The organism is Streptomyces sp. NRRL WC-3742 (assembly GCF_000720635.1).
In the GTDB taxonomy this organism is placed as follows: domain Bacteria; phylum Actinomycetota; class Actinomycetes; order Streptomycetales; family Streptomycetaceae; genus Kitasatospora.
Map to the genome: position 1 here is coordinate 20,269 of NZ_JOCF01000092.1, position 19,829 is coordinate 40,097.

Genomic DNA, 19,829 nt, shown 5'->3' on the forward strand with positions numbered 1-19,829 from the left:
GCTCGCCGTCCGGCGGTGCGGTCGGCGGATGCCGGGGTCAGTCGACGTCCGATCTGCCCAGCAGGATCGCGCTCTTGACGCCACCGATCTGGTAGTTGCAGGTGAGCGCGTAGTCGAACTCCAGGTGCCGGGTGCGCAGCCCGGGGACGGGGTCGAAGCAGATGTTGTCGGCCGGCTCCTCGCAGTTCGCGGTGGGGCACACCTCCCCCTGCCCCAGCATCAGGAGGGTCAGGGCGACGCCCAGGGCTCCTGCCGGGGCGCCGTTGTGGCCGAAGCAGGCTTCCTGGGAGGTCATCAGGAGGTCTTCGACGGCGTTGCCGTAGAGCTGTCGGGCGGCGTTCGCCTCGAAAGCGGTCACGACGACGTCGCCGTCGCTTCCGCCGTGGATGTAGGGGATCTGACCGATGTCCCACCGGTCGCCGAGGCACTTGCGGATGGCGGCGACCAGCGAGGCGCCGTTCTCGTCGCTTGCGAGCGGGTTGGAAAGGCCGTCGCGGGTCATGCCGTGCGACAGGACCTGGCCGTAGGTGAACGCCCCGCGCTGCCGGGCGTGGTCGCGGCTCTCCAGCACCAGGGTCACCGACCCCTCCCCGTGGTTCACGCAGTCGGCCCGCCGGTCGTAGGGCCTCATGACCCGGTCGAAGGCCGGGAGGAGTTCGGGCATGCCGTCGACGCGGATGGTGTCGTAGGCGCGCTGGGCGCCGTGCAGCAGACGCTGGACATTCTGGATCACGTCCACGCTGAACACGTCCACGCCGGTGACGACGGCGAGATCGGTGTCGCCGTCCGCGATCATGCGGCGGGCGTTGCCGATCTGGACGGCGGAGGACGCGCAGCCGCACGACACGGTGAAGCAGGGACCGCTCGTGCGCATCAGCGCCCCTTGGACCAGCGCCACGTCGGAAGGGGTGAGTCCCTGCTGCGCCCTGACGAACAGCTCCATCGCCTGGTGCGGCGCGATGGCGCCCGCGTCGGCGTGCAGGACCTCGAGGTAGCTGGAGACGTTGGCGTCGATGCCCCCACGCCCGACCAGGACGGCGGCGTCGGTGAGGTCGCCGTCCCGGATGCTCAGTTGGGCGTCCGAGCAGGCTTCCACGAGGGATACCAGCCCGTAGCGGTGCGCGTTGGTGTAGTGCTGGGAGAAGATGCCCGGCAGTCCGGGCAGGCGCTCCGCGAACGCCGCGTCCGGCAGATCGACGGAGCCGTAGTAGACACCGTGGTGCTTGAGGCACGAGCGGCCGTTGGAGGCCACGTCCCAGACCTCGCCCGCGGTGAACAGTGGCTGCTTCTCGCCCGGCAGGCAGAACCCCATGCCGGTGACCACGGTGTCCCGAGCGCCGCTGCCGCCTCGCGGGCGCGAGCTGGAGGACCCGCTCACGACGCGCCCCCACGGGTGCGGGGCTGACGCTCTGTCCGTACTCGTACGGGACGGTCGCTGGTCATTGCTCACCTCGGAAAGTGGGGTGGGGTGGTGCCGCGTCGGTGTGCGGCTCCCGGGGTCAGGCGCCGGTGTCGGATGCCGGGCAGGCGGGTGGCGGGCGCACCTACTCGGCGATTGCGGTCCGGTACGACCACTGGTAAACGGGCATCAGTACGCCCCCGACGTCCTTGAAGTCCTGCGTGATCTCGAAGTGCTCATAGCCGTTCCCGCGGGGGATCCTCAACCGGCTCTCGGCGCCTCCGGATTTCACTTCCCGAATCTCAGGAATGTCGCCAGGGCCGTCCTTGAGGAAGACGAGCAGACCGTTTGGCACGACACTCGCCTTCCCATTCGGAAACGCAGAAGAATTCTTCGAGACGATCAGCAAGCCGGTTGACGGCGTACATCCGGAGTACCCCCATGGAAAGCCGTTCAACCCAGGAACACCAACAGCGCATGAAGTGATCCAGGGGCGCACTCGCACCGCAGCACCAGATCACGCGGACGCCCCGGAAGTCGTGATGTCACTCGAACAAAGCCCCGATCTCGAATCACTGGAAAGAATAAATATGAAAACTGCGACACGCTCCCCGAGGTTCGCCGTGCTATGGGCATAGCAGCAGGTCAGAGGGCTAGATTTGCCGACTTATGAATACGATCTCCCCAGTTTGACGGCGCTCCCGCCGTGGTTCCATCCCGGATTCTCGACAACTCTTCGACGGGCGTCCGAGAAGGCCCTTGCCAGTGCTCACATAAAATACCCAGTGGCAAGCCTTCGGTCGCTTCAGACTCCGCTTGGCGAGGCGTCGAAAAAGTTGTGCGCCCCCGATCCAGCCTCATGCTCCAACCCTTATCGAATTCCCTATTGCCACCCGATGGAACCCGAACCTACCGTGAGGAAAACGCCTCCCCGACTCGGCTGCAACGGCCTTGTCAGGCGTTCGAAAGACGGAAATGAGGAATCCTATGTCCCCGATTCTCCTCGCACTCGTCCCCTCGCAGGGTCCGGCGACCGGGGGTAGCCCCGTGCTCCTCGTCGGCACCGGACTGACCGGGGCCACGGCGGTCCTGTTCGGCGGCACCCCCGCGCTCAGCTACACCGTCCAGTTCGACGGCGCCATCACGGCCGTCGCCCCGCCCGGGACCGGGACCGTCCCGGTTACGGTGGTCACGCCCTCCGGCACCAGCAACAACCTCAGCTACACCTACCAGCCGCCGACCCCGCCGACCATCCTCGCGCTCGTGCCGCCGTTCGGCCTGGCCACGGGCGGTCTGCCCGTCCTCATCGTGGGCCACGGCCTGTCCGGCGCGACGTCGGTCCTGTTCGGCGCCACCCCGGCCTCGAACTTCACCGTGCTGGGCGACGGGGCCATCCTGGCCGTCTCGCCGGCCGGAAGCGGAACCGTCCCCGTCACGGTGACCACGCCCGCCGGCACCAGCAGCGGCGCCTCCTACACCTACCTGTAGGACGGCGGCCGAACCGCCGGTCCGCGTGCGACACGATCCGGCGGGATGAGAACAGTGAGCTCCGACAGCAGGCGCTGTCGGAGCTCACTGTTCGTCAGGGATGATTTCGCCGGTCGCCACGTCGAGTGCGGCGAACAGCGTGGTGACGCCGTTGAGCAGGTAGTCGCGGGTGCGGCGTTTCGGCATGCCCGGCATCATCGGCAGGACCGGGGCCGAGCGGTCCAGCGCCTGGATCTGGCTCTTCTCGTCCACGTAAGAGGACCAGGGCCCGCTCCGGCGGGTCCAGGTACAGCCCGACCACGTCGCGGACCTTGTCGATGAACCGCGGGTCCTTGCTGGGCTTGAAGGTGTCCACCAGATGCGGCTTGAGACCGAACGCCTTCCAGACCCGACCGACCGTGGACTTCGAGAGCCTGCTCTCGGCGGCCATCGATGCACGCGACCAGTGGGTGGCGTCCCGGGGCGTGCGCTCCAAGGTGGCGACGACCAGGTCCTCGACCTGGTCGTCGCTGATCTTCCGTGGGGCGCCGGGGCGTTGCTCGTCTGCCAGACCCTCCAGCCAGCCCTCCAGGAACCGTCGCCGCCACTTGCCGACCGTCTGCGGCCAGATTCCCAGCTCGGCGGCCACGACCTGATTGGACTTCCCGTCCGCACAGCCGAGGACGATCCGGCATCGTTGCGCCAGCACCTGCGAGGACTTGGCCTGCCGCGACTAGCGGACCAGCGTCTCGCGTTCCTCGTCCGTCAAGGTCAGCTCGTCCATCGGCCGTCCCATTCGCACCACGAGGCAGGGCTACACATATACATCGAATTTCAGGCGCAGGACACTAGATCGCCGGTGCGGCGGTGTAGGTGTAGGCGAGGCCGTTGCTGGTGCCGCCGGGGGTGGTCACGGTCACCTGCACCGTGCCCGAGCCCGCAGGCGCCGTGGCGACCAGGCTGCTGTCCGACACGGCGGTGAAGGCGGCCGGCGCGGACCCGAAGGCGACCGCGGTGGCAGCGCCCAGCCCGCTGCCCGTCAGCGTCACCGTGTTCCCGCCCGAGGTCGGTCCCGCCGTGGGAATCACGCTCACCAGCTGGGGAACGGGAACGTAGGTGAACGCGACACCGTTGCTGGTGCCGCCGCGGGGCCTTCGCCGGGGACCACAGCGGCGAGCTGGGGGTTGCTCAGGTAGAAGTAGGGCACGGGGAGGCTGGTTCCGCCGGCCGTGGTGACGGTGACGCCGGACGGCCCCGGCCCCCCGGCCGGCACGGTCGCGGTGATCTGCGTCGCCGACACCACCGTGAACGACGAGGCGTTGACGGCACCGAACCGCACCGCCGTCACCCCCACGAACCCGCTGGACGCCGGACTGACCGAACTGATCACCGGTATGTTGTGATAAACCATGACATACCCCCATAGGGTTGTGCAGTCTCCGAGTTGACGAATGTCGTGCGTGCGCAAGTGGCTTCAGATAGTCGGTTGTTCGCCCGGGGATGCGCGACGACGGGCGCCGAGGCGGGGAGCCCCGGTCGACGGGGGGAACATCGACCGGGGCTCGTCAGGGGTGCGTCGCTGTGCGGGTCAGGCGGAACAGACCGGCTCGTCCCAGTGGAGGAGCTCGCCGCCGTCCGCCCGGTCGCCGTCGTCGGAAGCCTCCCCGGGACGGCGAAGACGCCGTCCTCGGCCGATCCGCCCCCGGCGCCGCCGGTGCTTGCCGCGGACGGACTCGGCCGAGCGCATCACAGAGGAGTTCCGTTCGAAGGCGTGGCCGTCGGCGGCCGCGGTCGCGCTCTCAGGTTGACGGCCCACCAGCACCGTCGGCACGTACCACCCCAGCAGATGACCCCAGCACCACAGTGCTGAAGTCGTCCGTCTGCGGTCCGGGGGAGGGGAGCTGGCAGACCACCTGTCCGCCGCACGGGCCAGCACGCCTCGGAGCCTTTGGATCGCTTGCATGACGCCTCCTGGCGTATGTAAGCCGCCGCATCCGCCGACACCGCTGAGACGGTGCCGGCAGATGGATCCACGTCCTCCACGGGGGTGCCCATCGCGAGCCGTGCGTCCCCCCGCCGCCTGAAGCAACAGCGGGCGCCGACTGCGCGCTTCCCCCGGGAGGGATGGGCGGCCCGCCGGTTGGATACGGAAAAGTAATCCAGAGCCGTGAAATCGGTGACAAGTCTTCCGACCTGCTTTCACCCGCTTGGCGCAGCGCCCGGCCGTCTCCCGAAATCCGGGAGCGGCCGATTCCGTAGCGCGCGACCCGACACCGATCAGCGAAAACGGACCCCCCTTCGGGGAATTTTCACGCTGATTCCCCACCCGATGGGATCGCGACTTCCCGACCCGAGGTTGCGTTCGGGATCGGTCCGGGCGGGACCTGCGCGAGGACGCTTGAAGGTTGTCGCAGCGGGCCGGGTCGACCGGCCTCACAGCCGTGTCATCCCCGACCCGCCCGACACCATCCGAGTCGCTGACCTGCGAAATCCCGCTGGCGACCCCGGGGATGCCATGTGACGTTGCGGGTGATGTCGACGAAACGCGAGTAGTTTCCTGGACCGCGACCGTCGCCGTGAATGTGCCGCCCATGCGGTTCTTGGCCACGATCAGGTCCGCCTCGCCGGCGCGCGGAGAATCTTCGCGTAAGCGTCCTCCCGGTGGAGCAGGATGACTGCGTTGGCATTGGCCTCGATGCCACCGGATTCCCGCAGGTCGGCCATGGCGGGTTTCTTGTCCGCGCGCTGCTCGACGCACCGGTTGAGTTGAGCGGCCACGACCACCGGGATGTTGAATGCCTTCGCGAGTATCTTGAGGCCGCGGGCGAGTTCGTCCACTTCGGTCGTGCGACTGGTGGCCCGGCCGGTCTCGGGGGTCATCAACTGCAGGTAGTCGACCAGGAGGACAGCCGGGAGCCGTCCCTGGGACTGCAGGCGGCGCAGCCGGGGGACGCTGAGATGACGCATACGCAGGTGTTCCAGCGCATGGTCGCTGCCGGGATCTTGTCTTCGCGACCACAGCCATCCCGAAAGGATCAACTAGTGGCCGCTGCACGCGGACGCCACTCACCGAATCGCGATCAACCCCTCGGAACGGGGCCGGAATCCCCTGGTCACGCGACTCGCGCCCGATGTCCCCCGGCAGGCAGAACCCCTTCTGGGTCGGGCAGTCGGCTCCGGAGTTGGAGGCCGCCCGCCGACGTGCCAGAAGAATATGCGTAACGCATCGTTGCAGGTCAAATGCGATCGTGGCTAGGCGTACGGCGGCGCTCTTCACCTCCACGGCGCTTCAGCGTGCCGGGTAAGGTGCCCGACGCGGCCTCGACGCGGGCGGCTCCGTCCTGCGCGCGGCGGCGGTGGACTCGGTACTCGGCCTGCGCCCGATTGCGGCGCCCACGGCCGCCGGCCCTTGCGCGATCGGGCGGCCGACTCCATTCCCCCGGGGCTGGCGGGGAACCGGGCGGCGGGTCCGGCGGAACGAGACTGCCCGGGCGTGGCCGATGACGGTCCCGCCCGGGCAGACGGCCTCGTCGGCCGTGCGGTCCGGTGGCCAGTGGCCTGACTTCCGGCTCAGATCCCCGGGCCGGCGAGGTACGTGAACGCGCCCGCGGCGGTCGCGCTGCCCCCCGCGGTGGTGACAGTGACGTCGACGGCCCCGGCGGTGCCGGGCGGCGTGACGGCGGTGACGGCGGTGTCGCTGACGACGACGAACGGGGCCGGCGTGCCGCCGAAGGTGACCGACTGGGTGCTGCTCAGGGAGGTGCCGGTGATGGTCACCGGGGTGCCGCCGGAGGTCGGGCCCACGCCGGGAACGACAGTGGCCACGGTGGGCGCGTTCACGTAGGTGTAGGTGAAGCCGTTGTTGGTTCCGCCCGCAGTGGTCACGCTCACCCCGACCGATCCGGCGGCCGTGCCTGCGGGCACGGTGACGGTGATGAGGCCGTCGCTGACGACGGTCGGCGTCGCGGTGTTGGCCCCGAAGTTCACGGCGGTGGCGGTCGACAACCCCGTGCCGGAGATGGTGACGGTGTTGCCGCCGGCCAGCGGCCCGGAGGTGTCGCTGAGCGCGGCCTTGAACGGCGCGCCGACGTAGTAGAAGCTGAGCGGGTTGCTGGTGCCGCCCGGGGTGGTCACGGTCACCTGGGCCGTCCCGCTGCCCGACGGCGCGATGACGGTGACCGAGGTGGCGGTGTTGGCGGTGATGGTGGCCAGCTTGGAGCCGAAGTGTACGGCCGTGGCCCCGGCGAGGTTGACGCCGGTGATGGTGACGATGGTTCCGCCGCCGGTCGATCCCTGGTTGGGGGAGATAGGCACGACTGCCTCCTTGGACGAGGTGGGTGAATGCCGCGACGGCGGGCCCAGGAGGAAACGCGGGTTACGCACGGTGCGGGTCGGACCAGCCCCGGCGGGGACGAAACGGACGGCCGAGGCGGTGAACCGGGCGCCGGCGGGCCGGTCCACGGGTGTGGCCGGGCCGCTTTCCGGGCGTGAGGACGAGACTGTCCTGGATGGATGTCGCCGGTCGCGGTGGCGGGCGGATCGTTCACGTCCCTGCCAGGAGAGCCCATGGCGCCACGGTAGTGACCGGCCGTACGGCAGGCCGACGCCCCGCTCCCCCGGAGAGGATGGGCGACCCACCGGATTGGAGCTTCCAGTAACCCATTGAGGTGACAAGCAGGCAAGGCACTTGACGTCGCATCACCCGATTGGCGGCACGTTGCGGTGAGGAGCTCGGCCCGCCCCTGCGCGAACGCCCGGCCGCACTGGGCGCGCGGACCTTCCCGGCCGCACCGGCGGGACCGTCCGTGGGTGGGTCCCCTGGCGGCCGCGTGCGCTTCCGGTGGCGCGCAGGCCCACGACGTGTCAACTGCCGTTGATGCCCGGCCCGGTCGACGTCCGGGCACGGTAGCGGACGGGGGGCGCGCGGGTGCACGCGCACATCCGCATATGCCACTGACCGTTTCTCCGACCGTTTCTCCGAGCGGCGGTGCCGGCTGTGCGACCGTCCGGGATCGCTGCCGTGCGCGCCACGGCACGTCGGGCAGTGGCGCGACGGGCGGCCGGATGCGTGCGCGGCCCGGAATTCCGGGGAGACCGCGAGCGCCGTCGCGCCCGCAGAGGTCTATTCCAGTCGACCCTCATTGCGTGCTTGCGAAAATTGTCAAGCGTCCGACAGTCGAGATCCGGCCACTCTCTGACCGACCTCCGCGTACCACTTGACATGACATGCGTGAGGCATTTGCCAATTGATTACATCGCGATTCGCTCACTCAAATTGCACAGAAATCGTCGATGTCTTGAAAAATCCTTTCTGCTCCCGCCTCTGGGTTTCGTGTATATTTCCTGGCTTCCAATGGGTCCCACAAGGGAGCCGTAATCCGTATCGGATCCTTACAGGAGCAAAATTGCTGACCGGAGAGGAATACATCAACATCTGTGCCCTGCGATCCCGAGGATTGTCCGTCGCCGCAATCGCCCGTCTCCTCGGCCGCGACCGCAAGACGGTGAGCTCCTATCTGAGCGGGAAGCGTACGGTCGGGGTCCGCAGCTCCGGCCGGGGCGAGTTTGAGCGATTCATCCCCTACTGCCGCCAGCGGCTGCAGGACGATGCCCACTTCGAGGCGTCGGCACTGTTCGCCGAACTCGTCGATCTCGGCTACAGCGGCGGCTACTCGACCTTCACCCGCGCCCTGCGAACCCATCAGCTGCGTCCCAGGTGCCCGCTGTGCCAGCGTCCGCCCCGCACCCGCCCCGCTCGGCAGGACGACGCGGAGGAAGTGCACTTCCGCTGGTTCGTCTTCTGCGACCCCCCTGCGGACTGGGGTAGCACCCACGCCTGCGTCCTGGTGGGACGCCTGACCCGCTCCCAGCGCTGGAGCGCGGCGCTCGCGGAGCAGATCGATTTCGGCCACCTGGTCGGCTCCGTCGACCAGATCCTGCGCCAGTTCGGCGGGACCGGCTGGCGCTGGCGCTTCGACCGGACGCAGCCGATCCACTGCCCGGGAGGCGGAAAGCTGACCACGGCGCTGGGCAGGGTCGCGAAGCACTACGGCGTCGTCGCGGACCTCGGTCCGGCGCGGCAGGACGCCGACGACGAGGCGATCGGGCAAGCGCTCGCCCTGTGGTGGCGGGCCGGTGGTGCGGACACCGGCCCGCTGGAGGCGCAGGCGAGCCTCGACAGGCTGGCCAGGCTCATGCGCACCCGCCATGCCTCGGCACGGGGCCACGACGGAAGCACCGTGCCGCCCGCGCCGGTCCTGCTCGACCTCCCCCACGACCCGTACCCCGCGAGGATCAGCGTGACCCGCACGGTGTCGGCCAACAGCATGGTGTCGTACCGGGGCAATCTCTACGCGGTTCCGCGGCATCTGCACGGCCACGCCGTGGAGGTGCGCCGAAGGCTCGGTGACCCCCTCCTGGCGATCGCGACCCCTCGTGGACGGGTGATCGCCCAGCATTCACTGGCGCCCGACGGTGCCAGCCTGTCGGTCATCGGCCACCGGCACGGGATCGGTCTCGAGCGTCCACTCCCGGTACCGAGGCCGGCCTGCAACAGCAGGATGTACAGTCCGCCGTCCGCCGAAGCGCTCGCGGCGGCCGACGCGCTCCGACAGGACACCCGCCAGGAGGACGGATTAGAGCCCGGTCGACAGGCCGACGGTTCGTCGGCGCGCTCCGGCCGGTCCTGGCGGTGGACGGGCGTTCTCGACCGGATCCGGAAGGAGCCCACCGAGGACGAGGAGCACGTCTGTTCCGAAGCCGTGATCCACCTCGCCGCGCATCGGCAGCACGACCCGACGCCGTACCGGCGAAGCCACACCGGCTCGGCGAGGCACCCGGACCGGACGAGATAGCGCGTACGACGGCCTTCGGCCTGCCGGACCCTGCACCGGAGGTCCGGCAGGCCGCGCCCGAGGACGCGTACGGTCGGGGCCCCGTCCTGCGCGCGGCTGGCCGGAGCCGGGTAATTTCACAGACCGGCGGCAAGTAAAACGCCGGGAATTGCTAACCGAATTCCCCATTCTGCCCCTCCGGGCCCCAGATGCCGGTCTTCCCGATAGTGACCCGGATGGAGTAGCGCAACTTTTGTATGAAGACTACTGAATTCGCCTTCGATTGCCGGAACATCAATTCTTCGCACCACTCTGCCCGTCCACGCGCCCTGTCATCCACGTTCGGCGGTGCATTACGTTCCGTCCATGCCGGCGCCCCGCCGGCATGAAACGCTTCTTTTCGGAGGGGATTCGGATGACCCGTTCTCGTCTCGCCGCCGGCGTCGTCGCCGTCGCCATCGCCATCGCAACCGGCGCTGCCATCGCCATCGCCCCCGCGGCCCAGGCCGCGGAAGCCCCCGTGCCCCAGGAGTCGGCGTGTGCCGCCGATCTCGCGGCCGCGCTCGACAGCAACGCGGCGGCCATCGACGCCGACATCGCCGGTGACACCGTCGGCGCCGGCGCCTACAACCTCCACACCCTCGTCATCCTGGCCGGAGCGAGGCACGACTGCTCCTGCCAGCACGCCCAAGTCCGCGCGGACATCATCGCTGCGGCGACCGACAGCGTCCGCGCGGCGGTGTCCAACTCGGTCGGCGACTCCGCTGCTGCACTGGACAGCGAGGACGCCGTGGCGGCCGAGTTGACGGAGGCCCTGGAGATCGTCGGGTACTCCGAGGTGTGAGGTCTCGCGGCGTACGGGTGCCCGTTGTCGACCTGCTCAGGTGTGGGCCCCGGCAGTCGGGCCGCGTCGTGGAGCCGTCCGCTTCACAGGCGCGGCACGACGGCGACGGCGCCGGTCGACAATGCCTTGGCCTTCGAGGCGGCCGCCGAATTCGGCCCGCCCTTCGGAGACCGCCGTTGCCCGCATGGTCCGCGAAGGCCCGCCGGCGACCGGCGAGGTGGGTGCGGTTCCCACCTCGCCGCACGGCCTCACAGCACCGGGCGGGCGTGAGGAGTCCCCGGTGAAACGGGACCGGCCCGTCCACCAAGTGCGCGGTCGTGGAGCCGCGCCACTGCGGGCGTGACCTGGTGCTCGGAACGCCGAGGCATCGGCGTCCTGCTCGTCTCCCGGGCTTCGCACCCTTGAACCGCGCTGCCGCCAGGGCCCCGGCGTTCCGATCCCGGAAGCCCGCCCTCGCGCCCTTGCCCCGGCCGGTCGACCGGTCACGGACGTCGGCATCCTCCGACACCCCGGGCACCTGCCTCCGGATGGGCCTGTTACTGCTGGGGCTGGCGGAACAGGCCCTGCTGCGTGACGCCGTCCGCGAACATGACGTTCTCACTCAAGCCCGCGAGCAGGTCGAGGACAGCGGCGAGCGGTTGGTATTCCGTGCGGATGGCCGGGCGCTCACCGCACTCCTTCAAGTGGTCCCAGAGCGCGTGGAAGTAGTCCTCGAGCTCCAGACGCGCGTTGAACTGCGCGCTGAGCCCTTCGGAATCGAGGCGACGCAGGCCGTCGCGGTCGAGCCGGGCCACCGAGTTGATGACGCTGTTGACGATCTCACGGCTCTCGATGCCTGAGCTGGACATGGGTTCTCCTCACGATGTGAGCGGTGGAAGACCGGGGCTGACGCTCGATGCGCCGCACGGCTGGATCGTGACCGTCCCACAACGGTCAGCACGCCGTGGCGCTCCGACCGGACAGCGGGACGGCGGCCCACACCGAGCAGCTGCCGTCCGTACCGAGCCGCACCCCCCAGTCCTGCGAGTAGTCCGCGACGAGCGCCAGACCCCTGCCGTGGTCCTCGTCCGGCGTGGCTCGGTGCAGCTGCGGCACCGCGGAGGTCTTTCCCTGATCACGGACCTCCAACAGGATCCGGTCCGCGGTCCGGCGCAACCAGGCGGTGATGTGCGCGCTGTTGGAGTGATCGAGGGCATTGGTGACCAGTTCGGAGATCACCAGCAGGACGGCGTCCCGGGTATGGCCAGCCCGAACGCCCTCGGCGTCCAGCCACAGCCCTGCCAGCCGCCGGGAGATCGGTACCGCGCGGACCAGGGAAGGCAGCCTAAAGAACAGCGGACGGCCCCTGACCAAGTGGCACAGGACATCTTCGGCGAGAGCTCCTGTCGGCCGTCCATCGATCTCTGCGGTGGTCAGTGGAATCTCCTCCTCGGTGAACGGCGGGACCGCTTCTCGGCTCACGGGCCGAATACGGCTGCCGGTGCGACTGCTCGTGGCTTTCGCGTCCCGGTCCACGCCCGGCGCCTGGGGATCATTCCCTTCGGCGCGCAGCCGGTCGAGCGGGCGCCGGGCTGGTGGAAGTAAATCAGAAATAGATTATTCGCGGGAGCTATCCGCCGCAAGAAAAGGGGGCGCATTTATGCAATGCAGCGCCTAGTGTGAAGGTAGGAATAGTTTACGCCGTCGATGATCCGGCGGAATGAAACGGCTTGCTTCGTCCACTCGAGTCCGGATTTGACGGCGAATGGCAGACATCCGGGGCCATTGGCCCGGCAATCAGTGGAGCCTTTTGGGACAAACTTCCCTCGGTCGCACACAAGGGCGGCTGGCGACTTGCTCACGGAATTCCGCACCGACCTGGCCGAAATCAGCCGTTCCGCCTGTGCGCGTCGCGGCCGGGGAAAACGTCCTGGTGGGGATGCGTTGCCGGACCGGCCGACCTCGGCCGGAGGACCGGCGCGCCGACGTATGGGCGACGTCACGAGGCGAAGCCCGTCCCGGCCGTGCGCCGGCTAGTCGGACGCCGCACCGGCGTCGGAGGCACTGTCGACGAGGGGCGGCCACCAACAGCACCGTCACCGCGAAGGGCTGCGCCGCAGGCGCATCCCCGAGAACGATCTCGGCGTAGGGCCTCTGATCGACGGTGTGATCCCAAAGGCCCGTGCATGCCTGGAAGGAGTGCTTCTGCCGGCTCTTGCGGAGATGGCCCTGCAAGCCGACGCGGGCCGGTGCGATGAGAGTCGCACCGGCCCGCGGATCCAATTTCCTCGACCGGGGTACGGCAACGCGCCATTTCAGCGATTAGGCGCAAGCCGGAAGCGCCGGCAGACGCCGCAGCTGCTTACCCCCGGAGAGGATGGGTGACCCACCCGGTTCGGATGTGCCCAGTTACTCATCGGACCGAAATAGCCGCAATCCCCCGACCGGTCGATTCACCCGTACGGCCGAGCGGGCCGGAGATGAAAGCCGCTTGTACGACCGGACCGAAAGCCCTTCCGTAGGAAATTTTCATATACCGGTCCGTTCGCTCGGGAAATTGGACATCATATCCGGGGGCGACTTCCCGTTGATCGCGGAATACCGCGCGCGGGAACCGGCCGGGACCCGACGGCGGTGATCACGGCACACTGACCCCAGGCTCGATCGGAATGGCAGGAGCCGGACCCGGGGTGAGGATCGATCCCGGCGGGCTGTCCCCGCACCCGCGTCGGCCTCTGGCGCCGGCGGGTAACCGGCGGACCATCGGAGAGGTGGACCCGGCGGGAGGTTCCGCCGTGGCGTCTCGCAGGCCCCGGCCGCGCTGCGGCGGGCGTGCCGGTCTTCCCCCGCATTGGGTCGGCCGTCCCGCCGCGGAGCGGGATCGGACGCCGCTACGGCTTCCGGGGGCGCGTCACGGGGCCCGGTCCCGTGTCCGGGTACCTGGCCGGCGCTTGCCCGATCGGCGGCCTCCTGACGGGATGCCTCGGTGGCGCCCCGCCGGTGCCGAGCGGTGTCGGCGGGGCGGGCCGTCGGCAGAGCCTCGCCACTCCGGGCACAGATCCGCTCCCGCTCGAGCCGGCGAGCAGCAAGCCGCCGGCGAAGGATTGTTCCTTCCGACTCGTCACCTCCTGCCGCCGACCGGTCGGCGGGTTCGCTCGCACCGGGCGCGACCCGCATTGTGAGCGGGTCTGTCGGGGGTGGCGCGTGCGGCGCGTGGCCGGACGGCTCCCACTGTTCCCGAAGCAGACGGCAGGCGGCAGCGGCGGCGGCGGGACCGCAGGAACGGCAGGTTTCCGGATCGTCGGCGTCGCGGACGACCAGGGGCCCGCGGCAGAGCGCGCACTCGGGGCTCCGGACCGGCCTGCTCCCGGTGACCGTCTCGCTCGCCCGGTCGACGACCTTGATCAGCCAGGGCAGCGGGGAGACCACCGAGGACCATGGCACGGCGCCGACCGGCTCCCTGCGGCGCGCGAACTCCCACGCCGACTCAAGGGCTTCGAGGACCACCGCACCGTGGACATCGGGGGATGTGCCGTAGTCGGCGAATGTTGCGACGATGTGCTGAGCGAGGAGGTCGAGCTGTCGCTCGGTCAGCCGGTCCGCCAGCTGCCTCGGCAGGCGGCTCAGGGCCGACGACGCGGCTTGCCAGCCCCATCGCTTCTGCTCGTCGGTCACCGACCGGATCGTCTTCCGGACGGTCTGCCGTCTGTCGCGCCCTGCCGGGCCTGCTGCGTCCCCATCGGTTCCCGCCGCGCGGCCTCGCGCGCGGGTGCGCACGGTTTCCGATTCGCGGGACGGACAACCGCCCACGACCGCAGGCGTGTTCAGCAGGTCATGTTGGGAGGATCGTGTTTCTGCCACCGAATCGGGGGTGGCCAGTGTCACCGGATCGGGGGGATCGGCTGTCACCGAACCGGCGGCCTCCCGGTACAGGCCGAGCGAGTCGCCGTGACGGGAACCCGGTCCGGTGTCGCGGACCCCAACACCGTCGCCCGCGGGCCCGTCCGCGGACCGTGGCGCGGGGACGGGCCCGCTCGGGAGGGACTCCGGCTGCCCGTTCGGTACGCGGACGGGCACGGGATGGACGACGTATCTGTACGCCCTCCTCTCGCCGGCTCCTCGGCTCACCCACCCCTGGGCCAGGAGTTCACCCACCGCTATACGGGCCGTTGCCTCCTTCATCCCGCACTCGCGCGCGATCCGCGCGACGGGAGTCGGTTCGGGGAAGTGCTGCCGCAGGGAGAGCAGGGCATAGACCTTGAACCGGGTACCGGCCAGACGCGCCCGGGCGTACGAGCCGACGCACACGGTCAGCTCGTCGTCGGCGGGCGGACGGACGCGTCGGTTCATAGTTCCGGTGGCAGGATTCGGAGTCGCTCGAACCAGGCCCTTGGCCTTCGCTCTGGCGAGCAGACGGTTGACACCGCCCCGTGACAGCCCGAGCTGCCGCCCGATGGTCTCGTCGGCGGCGAAGCAGAATCCCGACTTCCAGCCGTAGTCCTGCACCAGCGTCACGACCCGGATCAGGTCGCCGGTCAAGTCCCTGTCACTGAGCCACACCGCCGGGAACCGGGTGGCGGGCAGGGCGGCCCGCCCGGTGGCACGGGCCTCCCCGCGAGCAGGCCCGGGGCCCTGGGCCTGCTCCGTGCACGCGGTGCCCGAGTGCGGCGGGCTCATGGCGCACCGCCGAAAGCCCGACGCCCGCCCGGCCGCCCGTCGACGCCCGGATCGGTCGACGGGCGATACGCCGGCCGTCCCGAAGTCGCCGAGGCAACCCTTTCCCTGGCCGGCTCCAATCGAGCGGCGGTCACTCGCGCTCGAGAGCCCGTTTGGGGAGGTCCTTTGAGGTTTCGCTCATTCAGATGCCTGCGCCCTCCCCAGGGAAGGACGGAACGGCGGATCACGACATGGGCGGGGAGCGGCTGGTAGATTCTGATTCGGTGATGCAAAATGGCAGTGCCTACTTACGGACGTGTGAGAAGGCAACAGCCCGTCAGGACACAGGTTCTCGCCTGATCCCGAGTGTGCGGACGGGCCGAGGCAGCGGTGAAATTCCGCCGTCGACTCAGGCATGTGGTCGGCGACGACGGATACAGGGCGTTCAGACACCGAGGCATGTGGTTGTGCGCAGACGGTGAAGGTCCGGTGGTGCGGACCAAGCCGTCTTCATGCTGCTAGGTCACGTCAAAACCTCCCCGCAGGGGGCACGGCGATTGAAGAGGGTCGAACGAGGAGAAGCGATCACGAGTGGCCGCTTCTGCCTCACGCGGTTTCGAGTCCAGGCGCCCAAGGGGTGATCTGGAACAGCGATGTCGCACCGACTGCACCCCCGCAGCCGTCCGGACTCCGGTGAGTCCGGACGGCTGATCCACGACTGAACCAAGTCTCGACCAAGAGTACTCCTCCCATCACAGAGTGTGAATACCTCTCGTGTGCGATTCATCGCAGGGGCTCATCCGGCCATAGGCAGTAGTTCGTTCGAGTCAGCAAGAACGGACAGCTCGAACGCTGGGCAGTGGGGTTTGATCGTCCGCCCGGAGCGTTCCGCGTGATGGCGACGGCAGGATGTCAACGGCCATGATGCGGCATGCAGCGGTCCTGCCACCAGTCACCCGAAACGGGAAACGTGCAACCGGCCATTTCACGCACGCAACCCGAGCGTCTGTTAATCGGATGACCGAAGGCCGGCTACCGAGCGGCTCCGCGCGCGGGCGCGCCCCGCTGGGGAGAATTGCAAAGCATCCGGCACCGTTCGGGGCCGTCCCGCTGTGGGAGAGGGGAAGCCGAACGAGCGGACAGGGGGCGCGCTCGCTTCGACCGTCCCCATCCGAGGCCAGCCGCAAGAACGCCGCACACTCGACAAGGAGCTCGGCGGCCTGGGTAAAAGCTCCGAGCGTCGGCAGCCTGAGCATATTTCAGGACACCCGGATGCCGTACATTTCCCGGCGATTAGCCCATCGTTGTCGGGGCATGAGTCCAACAGCAGTCAAGCCGCCTCCTCCATTGCCGCTAGATCGGGACCGGATCTGCAGTGCCGGTGACAACTGGCTATTCGTTCCGGACCGGACGAATCCTGCGGGCGACCTGGAAATCGGTTATCTCGTGAAGAACGGCGAACGCGTGGTGCTGGCGCATTGCTCACGCCAGCTGGCCGAACTCTTCCGCATCCTGCTCCGGCTCGAGTTCGAGTTCTCGACGCGGCTGCAACGATCAGAGGAATAAACGGGCTGATTGAGGGCGTCGGCCGCGATCCACGATGACGCAAACAGGAGGACTGCTTTGTACGAGTCGACGGACATCGATTTCAGCCCCTACTGCACACCTGGATTCAACCCCGACGACGGGGTCATACACAACCGCTCTCTCTGGCCGTCCGCCGGGCAGTTGTCCGCCGACCTGTCCTATCCGGTCGTCAACGGCTGGGTCGATCCGGGGATGCTTCCGCATTCTTTGAACGCGGAAGCGGTCGAGGAGGAGGCCGGCCTGCCAGCCATGGGGTTCCATCCCCAGTTGATCGCCGACCGCCGGGAGCACCGCGCCCGCCCGGCGCGCCGCCGGCCCGACATCCTCGGATCCGTCATCGGATTCCTGACGCTGACGATCGTCACGACGGTCTGCATCCTTGGTTGGATGATCTCCTACCATCCGCTGCGGGACGTGGCCCTGTCGCAGCTGCCGAGGGGTCTGTCCCAGTACTGGCCGGTCGTCGTCTACGGGCCGTGGATGGTCGCCTCCCTCTCTGTTCTGCGTGCCGCGCTGGGAGGGCGCAGGATGGCGAACTCCTGGACGGTCATCCTGGTATTCGCGGGCATCGCCAGCCTCCTGTGCATCATCAACACACCCTGCACGATGCCCGAGGCCGTCGTCGCGGGCCTTCCGCCGGTGACGGCTGTGGTGTCCTTGCAGCAGATGGTGCGCCAGCTGCTCGTCGCCCGACAGGAGCCCCAAGAGGACCGTAGGCAGAAACCCTCGCACCGGGCATCTCGGTAGCACATGAACACACGGCGCATGCATTCTCCGCCCGTCCGTGCGGGAACCCGAAGATTCTCTTTCAGGGTCATCGCCGCGCGCATGGCGATGATCGGCAGGAAGCGGCCGCGACCGATCCGGGCATCGCCGGCGTCCCCACCCCGACCGGCAGCCCGACCGCGAGTGATTGACGCGCGCTGGCACTCCCCTTCTCTGCCAGGAGGGGCGCCGCACTGTTCCGGGTCGGCACGCCACTGGATGCGGGCGGCGTCCGGCCGTTGCTTCGGATCGAGCACTGTCCCGGCTGAACCGTTCCCGATGTCGGTCCGGCAGCGACCATGGTTCACATGCCAGGTCCACCGAGCACGCTCTCACATCAACCTGCCGCCGATCCGCTGCCCACGCGGGACCCCACGATCGCTGCGCCCTCCTTCCTCCCCCGCCCACGTTGCTGCCCGTGGGCAACGGATCGGGCGGGCCGAACTGAGCAGCGCCCATGGCGAGGCGGGTCACATCAGGTTGGCCCAATAGGGTGAATCATCCATCTTTCGGGTGACCTCACGTTTGGCGCGGGTAGCTACGGAGTGCGTGCGAGGGCTGCAGACCGTAGCCGCACCCCGGCGCTGAACTCATATGGCCGGTAACCATGCTCCGACGGAATTGAAAGGAACGAGACTCATGCTCCTCACTCTGCTCGGTAACATCGTGGCCTTCCTCGGCTGGCTGCTCTAGCGGTTGTCGACCCACCCGGCGGCGAGCCGGCCCCGCCCACGCGTTCGGTGACGGGGCCGGACTCACCAAGAGCCTGCCGCGACTTCGAGATGTCCTCCGACTGACGCCATCCCATGCCGCACGCCGGCCGGGCCTCCCCAACCGGGGCAAGCCGGCGCTGGTCGCGCAACGGCACCCTGACGGCCTCTCCGGGCGAGCGCGACGCCTCGGCCGAACAGGCCCTCGACAGCCCGGGACCGGCCTTCACCTCCACTGGCAGCGGGAACAGCTCCACAAGCCGGAATCCCGCCGCGGTGATCACGATCCCCGCCGCCGCGGCGGCCGGCACCTGCACAGGTACCGTGACAGGCCGAAATCGAGGAGATCCTCGAAGGCGAGATCGTCATCGAGCCGACGACCGCCCAGGAACTGGGCCAGGCACTCACCCGCCGCGCGGTCGACCTTGCCAACGACCTCGGCCGGCGCCGTCTCACCCCTGGCGAACCGGATTGACCACCGCGGAATACGCAGTGGGGACGACGACTCCGTGTGGGAACCCATCGCCCCGCCCGCCCCCGCACCCGATGACCGGCCGGCCCCAGACACACCCGCCGACGCCCTGGCCGAACTCCTGACCGCGATCAGCCGACGCCAGCACGAACACCGCGACCGCACCGCCCGCCGCCTGACCGCCGTCCTCGACGGCGGCCTGCTCACCGAGGAACTCACCGAGCTCGCCCTCTACTACCGAGCCAAGGCCGACAAGGACCTCGGCCGCACCGCCGCGTCCCTCGAAGGGATGCGCCGCGTCGCCGGCGGCGGCGGCCGCCTCGCCGGGCAGGCCCAGCGCGGCATCGCCAACCTGGCCCGCATCCACGGCGACTTCCCCGCCGCACTCGCCGCCTCCTCCACCCTGACCTGGAAGAGCCGCCGCCACCGCGTGCGCGGAGACATCCTGTGGCCGCAGGGCACCTTCACCGCTGCCGCCCAGGCCCTGCGCGACGGCCGCGCCGAAGCCGAGCAGCACGACGCCCCCGGCGAGCGCGCCATCGCCCAGACCCGCCTCGCGCTCGTCACCGCCTTCACCGACCCCGACCGGGCCGGGGAGGAGATCGACCTCGCCCGCCAGTACCTCGAGCCGCTCGACCAGCGCGCCACCGTCCTGCACCTCCAGGTCGCCAGCCTCGTCCGCGACGCCGGCACCGACGACCGCGACATCACCGACCGCGCCACCGTCCTGCGCGCCCAGATCGACGTCGCCGGCCTGCCCTGGCTCATCCCGCTACTCGAGACCGCCCTCGCCTTCCACCACACCGTCCGCGACGACCAGGACGACCTGGCCGCCACCCTCGACCGGCTGCGCGAGGCCACCGCCAGCGGCGACTTCTCCTACTATGCGGACATCGCCCACTACATGGCCGGCCTCCCACTCCCGCACCCCTCGACCACACGGTGGCTCGACGACGAGAACGAGGTGCGCGCCCGCTGGCGCACCCTGGTCACCACGCGCCAAGACCGCCTGAACGCCAGGCGCTGAAACCCGAGAGGCCGGCCCCATCCGGGGCCGGCCTCCGTACGAAACGCCCGCTGCTTCTGCCCTCCCCCGAGGCGGCGCAGCTCCTCCAGG

17 protein-coding genes and 1 pseudogene are annotated in these 19,829 nt (G+C 69.2%); 7 read left to right on the top strand and 11 right to left on the bottom strand.

The window, feature by feature from the left end:
* Window positions 1-37 precede the first annotated feature (37 nt).
* Window positions 38-1,378 (bottom strand): beta-ketoacyl synthase N-terminal-like domain-containing protein, encoded by a 1,341-nt coding sequence (locus IH61_RS0135620; RefSeq protein WP_031077700.1) that lies wholly within the window; start codon window positions 1,376-1,378, stop codon window positions 38-40.
* 166 nt (window positions 1,379-1,544) lie between these two features.
* Complete coding sequence (locus IH61_RS0135625; protein WP_158845647.1) at window positions 1,545-1,808, bottom strand: DUF5988 family protein; 264 nt, start codon at window positions 1,806-1,808, stop codon at window positions 1,545-1,547.
* A 578-nt stretch (window positions 1,809-2,386) separates the two neighbouring features.
* Between IH61_RS0135625 and IH61_RS0135630 the strand changes: the two genes are divergently transcribed.
* A complete protein-coding gene (locus tag IH61_RS0135630) occupies window positions 2,387-2,887 on the top strand; it encodes an IPT/TIG domain-containing protein (protein ID WP_051838596.1) in 501 nt (166 codons plus the stop codon).
* 84 nt (window positions 2,888-2,971) lie between these two features.
* On the opposite strand, the gene IH61_RS50085 is transcribed toward IH61_RS0135630, so the two are convergent.
* From IH61_RS50085 to IH61_RS50095, 4 genes and pseudogenes are all read right to left on the bottom strand, one after another.
* The gene (locus tag IH61_RS50085; protein WP_324607642.1) at window positions 2,972-3,139 is read right to left on the bottom strand and encodes a hypothetical protein; all 168 of its coding nucleotides are present in this window, start codon (window positions 3,137-3,139) and stop codon (window positions 2,972-2,974) included.
* 64 nt (window positions 3,140-3,203) lie between these two features.
* Window positions 3,204-3,575: pseudogene (locus tag IH61_RS50090) on the bottom strand (helix-turn-helix domain-containing protein); the annotation flags it as partial.
* A gap of 139 nt (window positions 3,576-3,714) precedes the next feature.
* The gene (locus IH61_RS49245) at window positions 3,715-3,960 is read right to left on the bottom strand and encodes an IPT/TIG domain-containing protein (protein ID WP_234327480.1); all 246 of its coding nucleotides are present in this window, start codon (window positions 3,958-3,960) and stop codon (window positions 3,715-3,717) included.
* Window positions 3,957-4,169: a hypothetical protein gene (locus IH61_RS50095; RefSeq protein WP_324607641.1), complete on the bottom strand. Its 213-nt coding sequence runs from the start codon at window positions 4,167-4,169 to the stop codon at window positions 3,957-3,959. Before IH61_RS50095 ends, IH61_RS49245 begins: the two co-directional genes overlap by 4 nt.
* Between IH61_RS50095 and IH61_RS49250 the strand changes: the two genes are divergently transcribed.
* Window positions 4,096-4,269 (top strand): hypothetical protein, encoded by a 174-nt coding sequence (locus tag IH61_RS49250; RefSeq protein ID WP_234327481.1) that lies wholly within the window; start codon window positions 4,096-4,098, stop codon window positions 4,267-4,269. The genes IH61_RS50095 and IH61_RS49250 overlap by 74 nt on opposite strands.
* A gap of 185 nt (window positions 4,270-4,454) precedes the next feature.
* Here IH61_RS49250 and IH61_RS0135645 read toward each other — a convergent pair whose 3' ends face one another.
* The 3 genes from IH61_RS0135645 to IH61_RS0135655 all read right to left on the bottom strand — a co-directional run bounded on the left by IH61_RS0135645 (window position 4,455) and on the right by IH61_RS0135655 (window position 7,180).
* Complete coding sequence (locus IH61_RS0135645; RefSeq protein WP_158845651.1) at window positions 4,455-4,697, bottom strand: hypothetical protein; 243 nt, start codon at window positions 4,695-4,697, stop codon at window positions 4,455-4,457.
* 779 nt (window positions 4,698-5,476) lie between these two features.
* Window positions 5,477-5,833: a DnaB-like helicase C-terminal domain-containing protein gene (locus IH61_RS0135650; RefSeq protein ID WP_031077709.1), complete on the bottom strand. Its 357-nt coding sequence runs from the start codon at window positions 5,831-5,833 to the stop codon at window positions 5,477-5,479.
* Between the two features lie 603 nt (window positions 5,834-6,436).
* Entirely contained in the window at window positions 6,437-7,180 is a 744-nt protein-coding gene (locus IH61_RS0135655; protein WP_031077711.1) for an IPT/TIG domain-containing protein, read from the bottom strand.
* A 1,091-nt stretch (window positions 7,181-8,271) separates the two neighbouring features.
* Here IH61_RS0135655 and IH61_RS0135660 point away from each other — a divergent pair.
* Together IH61_RS0135660 and IH61_RS0135665 are read left to right on the top strand one after the other, a co-directional pair.
* The gene (locus IH61_RS0135660; RefSeq protein ID WP_158845656.1) at window positions 8,272-9,720 is read left to right on the top strand and encodes a Mu transposase domain-containing protein; all 1,449 of its coding nucleotides are present in this window, start codon (window positions 8,272-8,274) and stop codon (window positions 9,718-9,720) included.
* 394 nt (window positions 9,721-10,114) lie between these two features.
* On the top strand, window positions 10,115-10,543 hold the full coding sequence (locus IH61_RS0135665) for a hypothetical protein (RefSeq protein WP_031077716.1): 429 nt from the start codon (window positions 10,115-10,117) through the stop codon (window positions 10,541-10,543).
* 536 nt (window positions 10,544-11,079) lie between these two features.
* Here the strand turns inward: IH61_RS0135665 and IH61_RS0135670 are convergent.
* Together IH61_RS0135670 and IH61_RS45270 are read right to left on the bottom strand one after the other, a co-directional pair.
* Window positions 11,080-11,391 carry a hypothetical protein gene (locus tag IH61_RS0135670; RefSeq protein WP_031077717.1) on the bottom strand — a complete coding sequence of 104 codons (312 nt, stop codon included), beginning with the start codon at window positions 11,389-11,391 and terminating at the stop codon, window positions 11,080-11,082.
* A gap of 85 nt (window positions 11,392-11,476) precedes the next feature.
* Window positions 11,477-12,058 carry an ATP-binding protein gene (locus IH61_RS45270; RefSeq protein ID WP_158845659.1) on the bottom strand — a complete coding sequence of 194 codons (582 nt, stop codon included), beginning with the start codon at window positions 12,056-12,058 and terminating at the stop codon, window positions 11,477-11,479.
* Between the two features lie 4,434 nt (window positions 12,059-16,492).
* Here IH61_RS45270 and IH61_RS47460 point away from each other — a divergent pair.
* From IH61_RS47460 to IH61_RS0135690, 3 genes are all read left to right on the top strand, one after another.
* Window positions 16,493-16,744: a hypothetical protein gene (locus IH61_RS47460; RefSeq protein WP_158845662.1), complete on the top strand. Its 252-nt coding sequence runs from the start codon at window positions 16,493-16,495 to the stop codon at window positions 16,742-16,744.
* A gap of 57 nt (window positions 16,745-16,801) precedes the next feature.
* On the top strand, window positions 16,802-17,512 hold the full coding sequence (locus tag IH61_RS42000; protein WP_037973792.1) for a DUF2637 domain-containing protein: 711 nt from the start codon (window positions 16,802-16,804) through the stop codon (window positions 17,510-17,512).
* 1,237 nt (window positions 17,513-18,749) lie between these two features.
* Window positions 18,750-19,739, top strand: a complete 990-nt coding sequence (locus IH61_RS0135690) for a hypothetical protein (RefSeq protein ID WP_031077722.1) — start codon at window positions 18,750-18,752, stop codon at window positions 19,737-19,739.
* The last annotated feature ends 90 nt before the right edge of the window (window positions 19,740-19,829 follow it).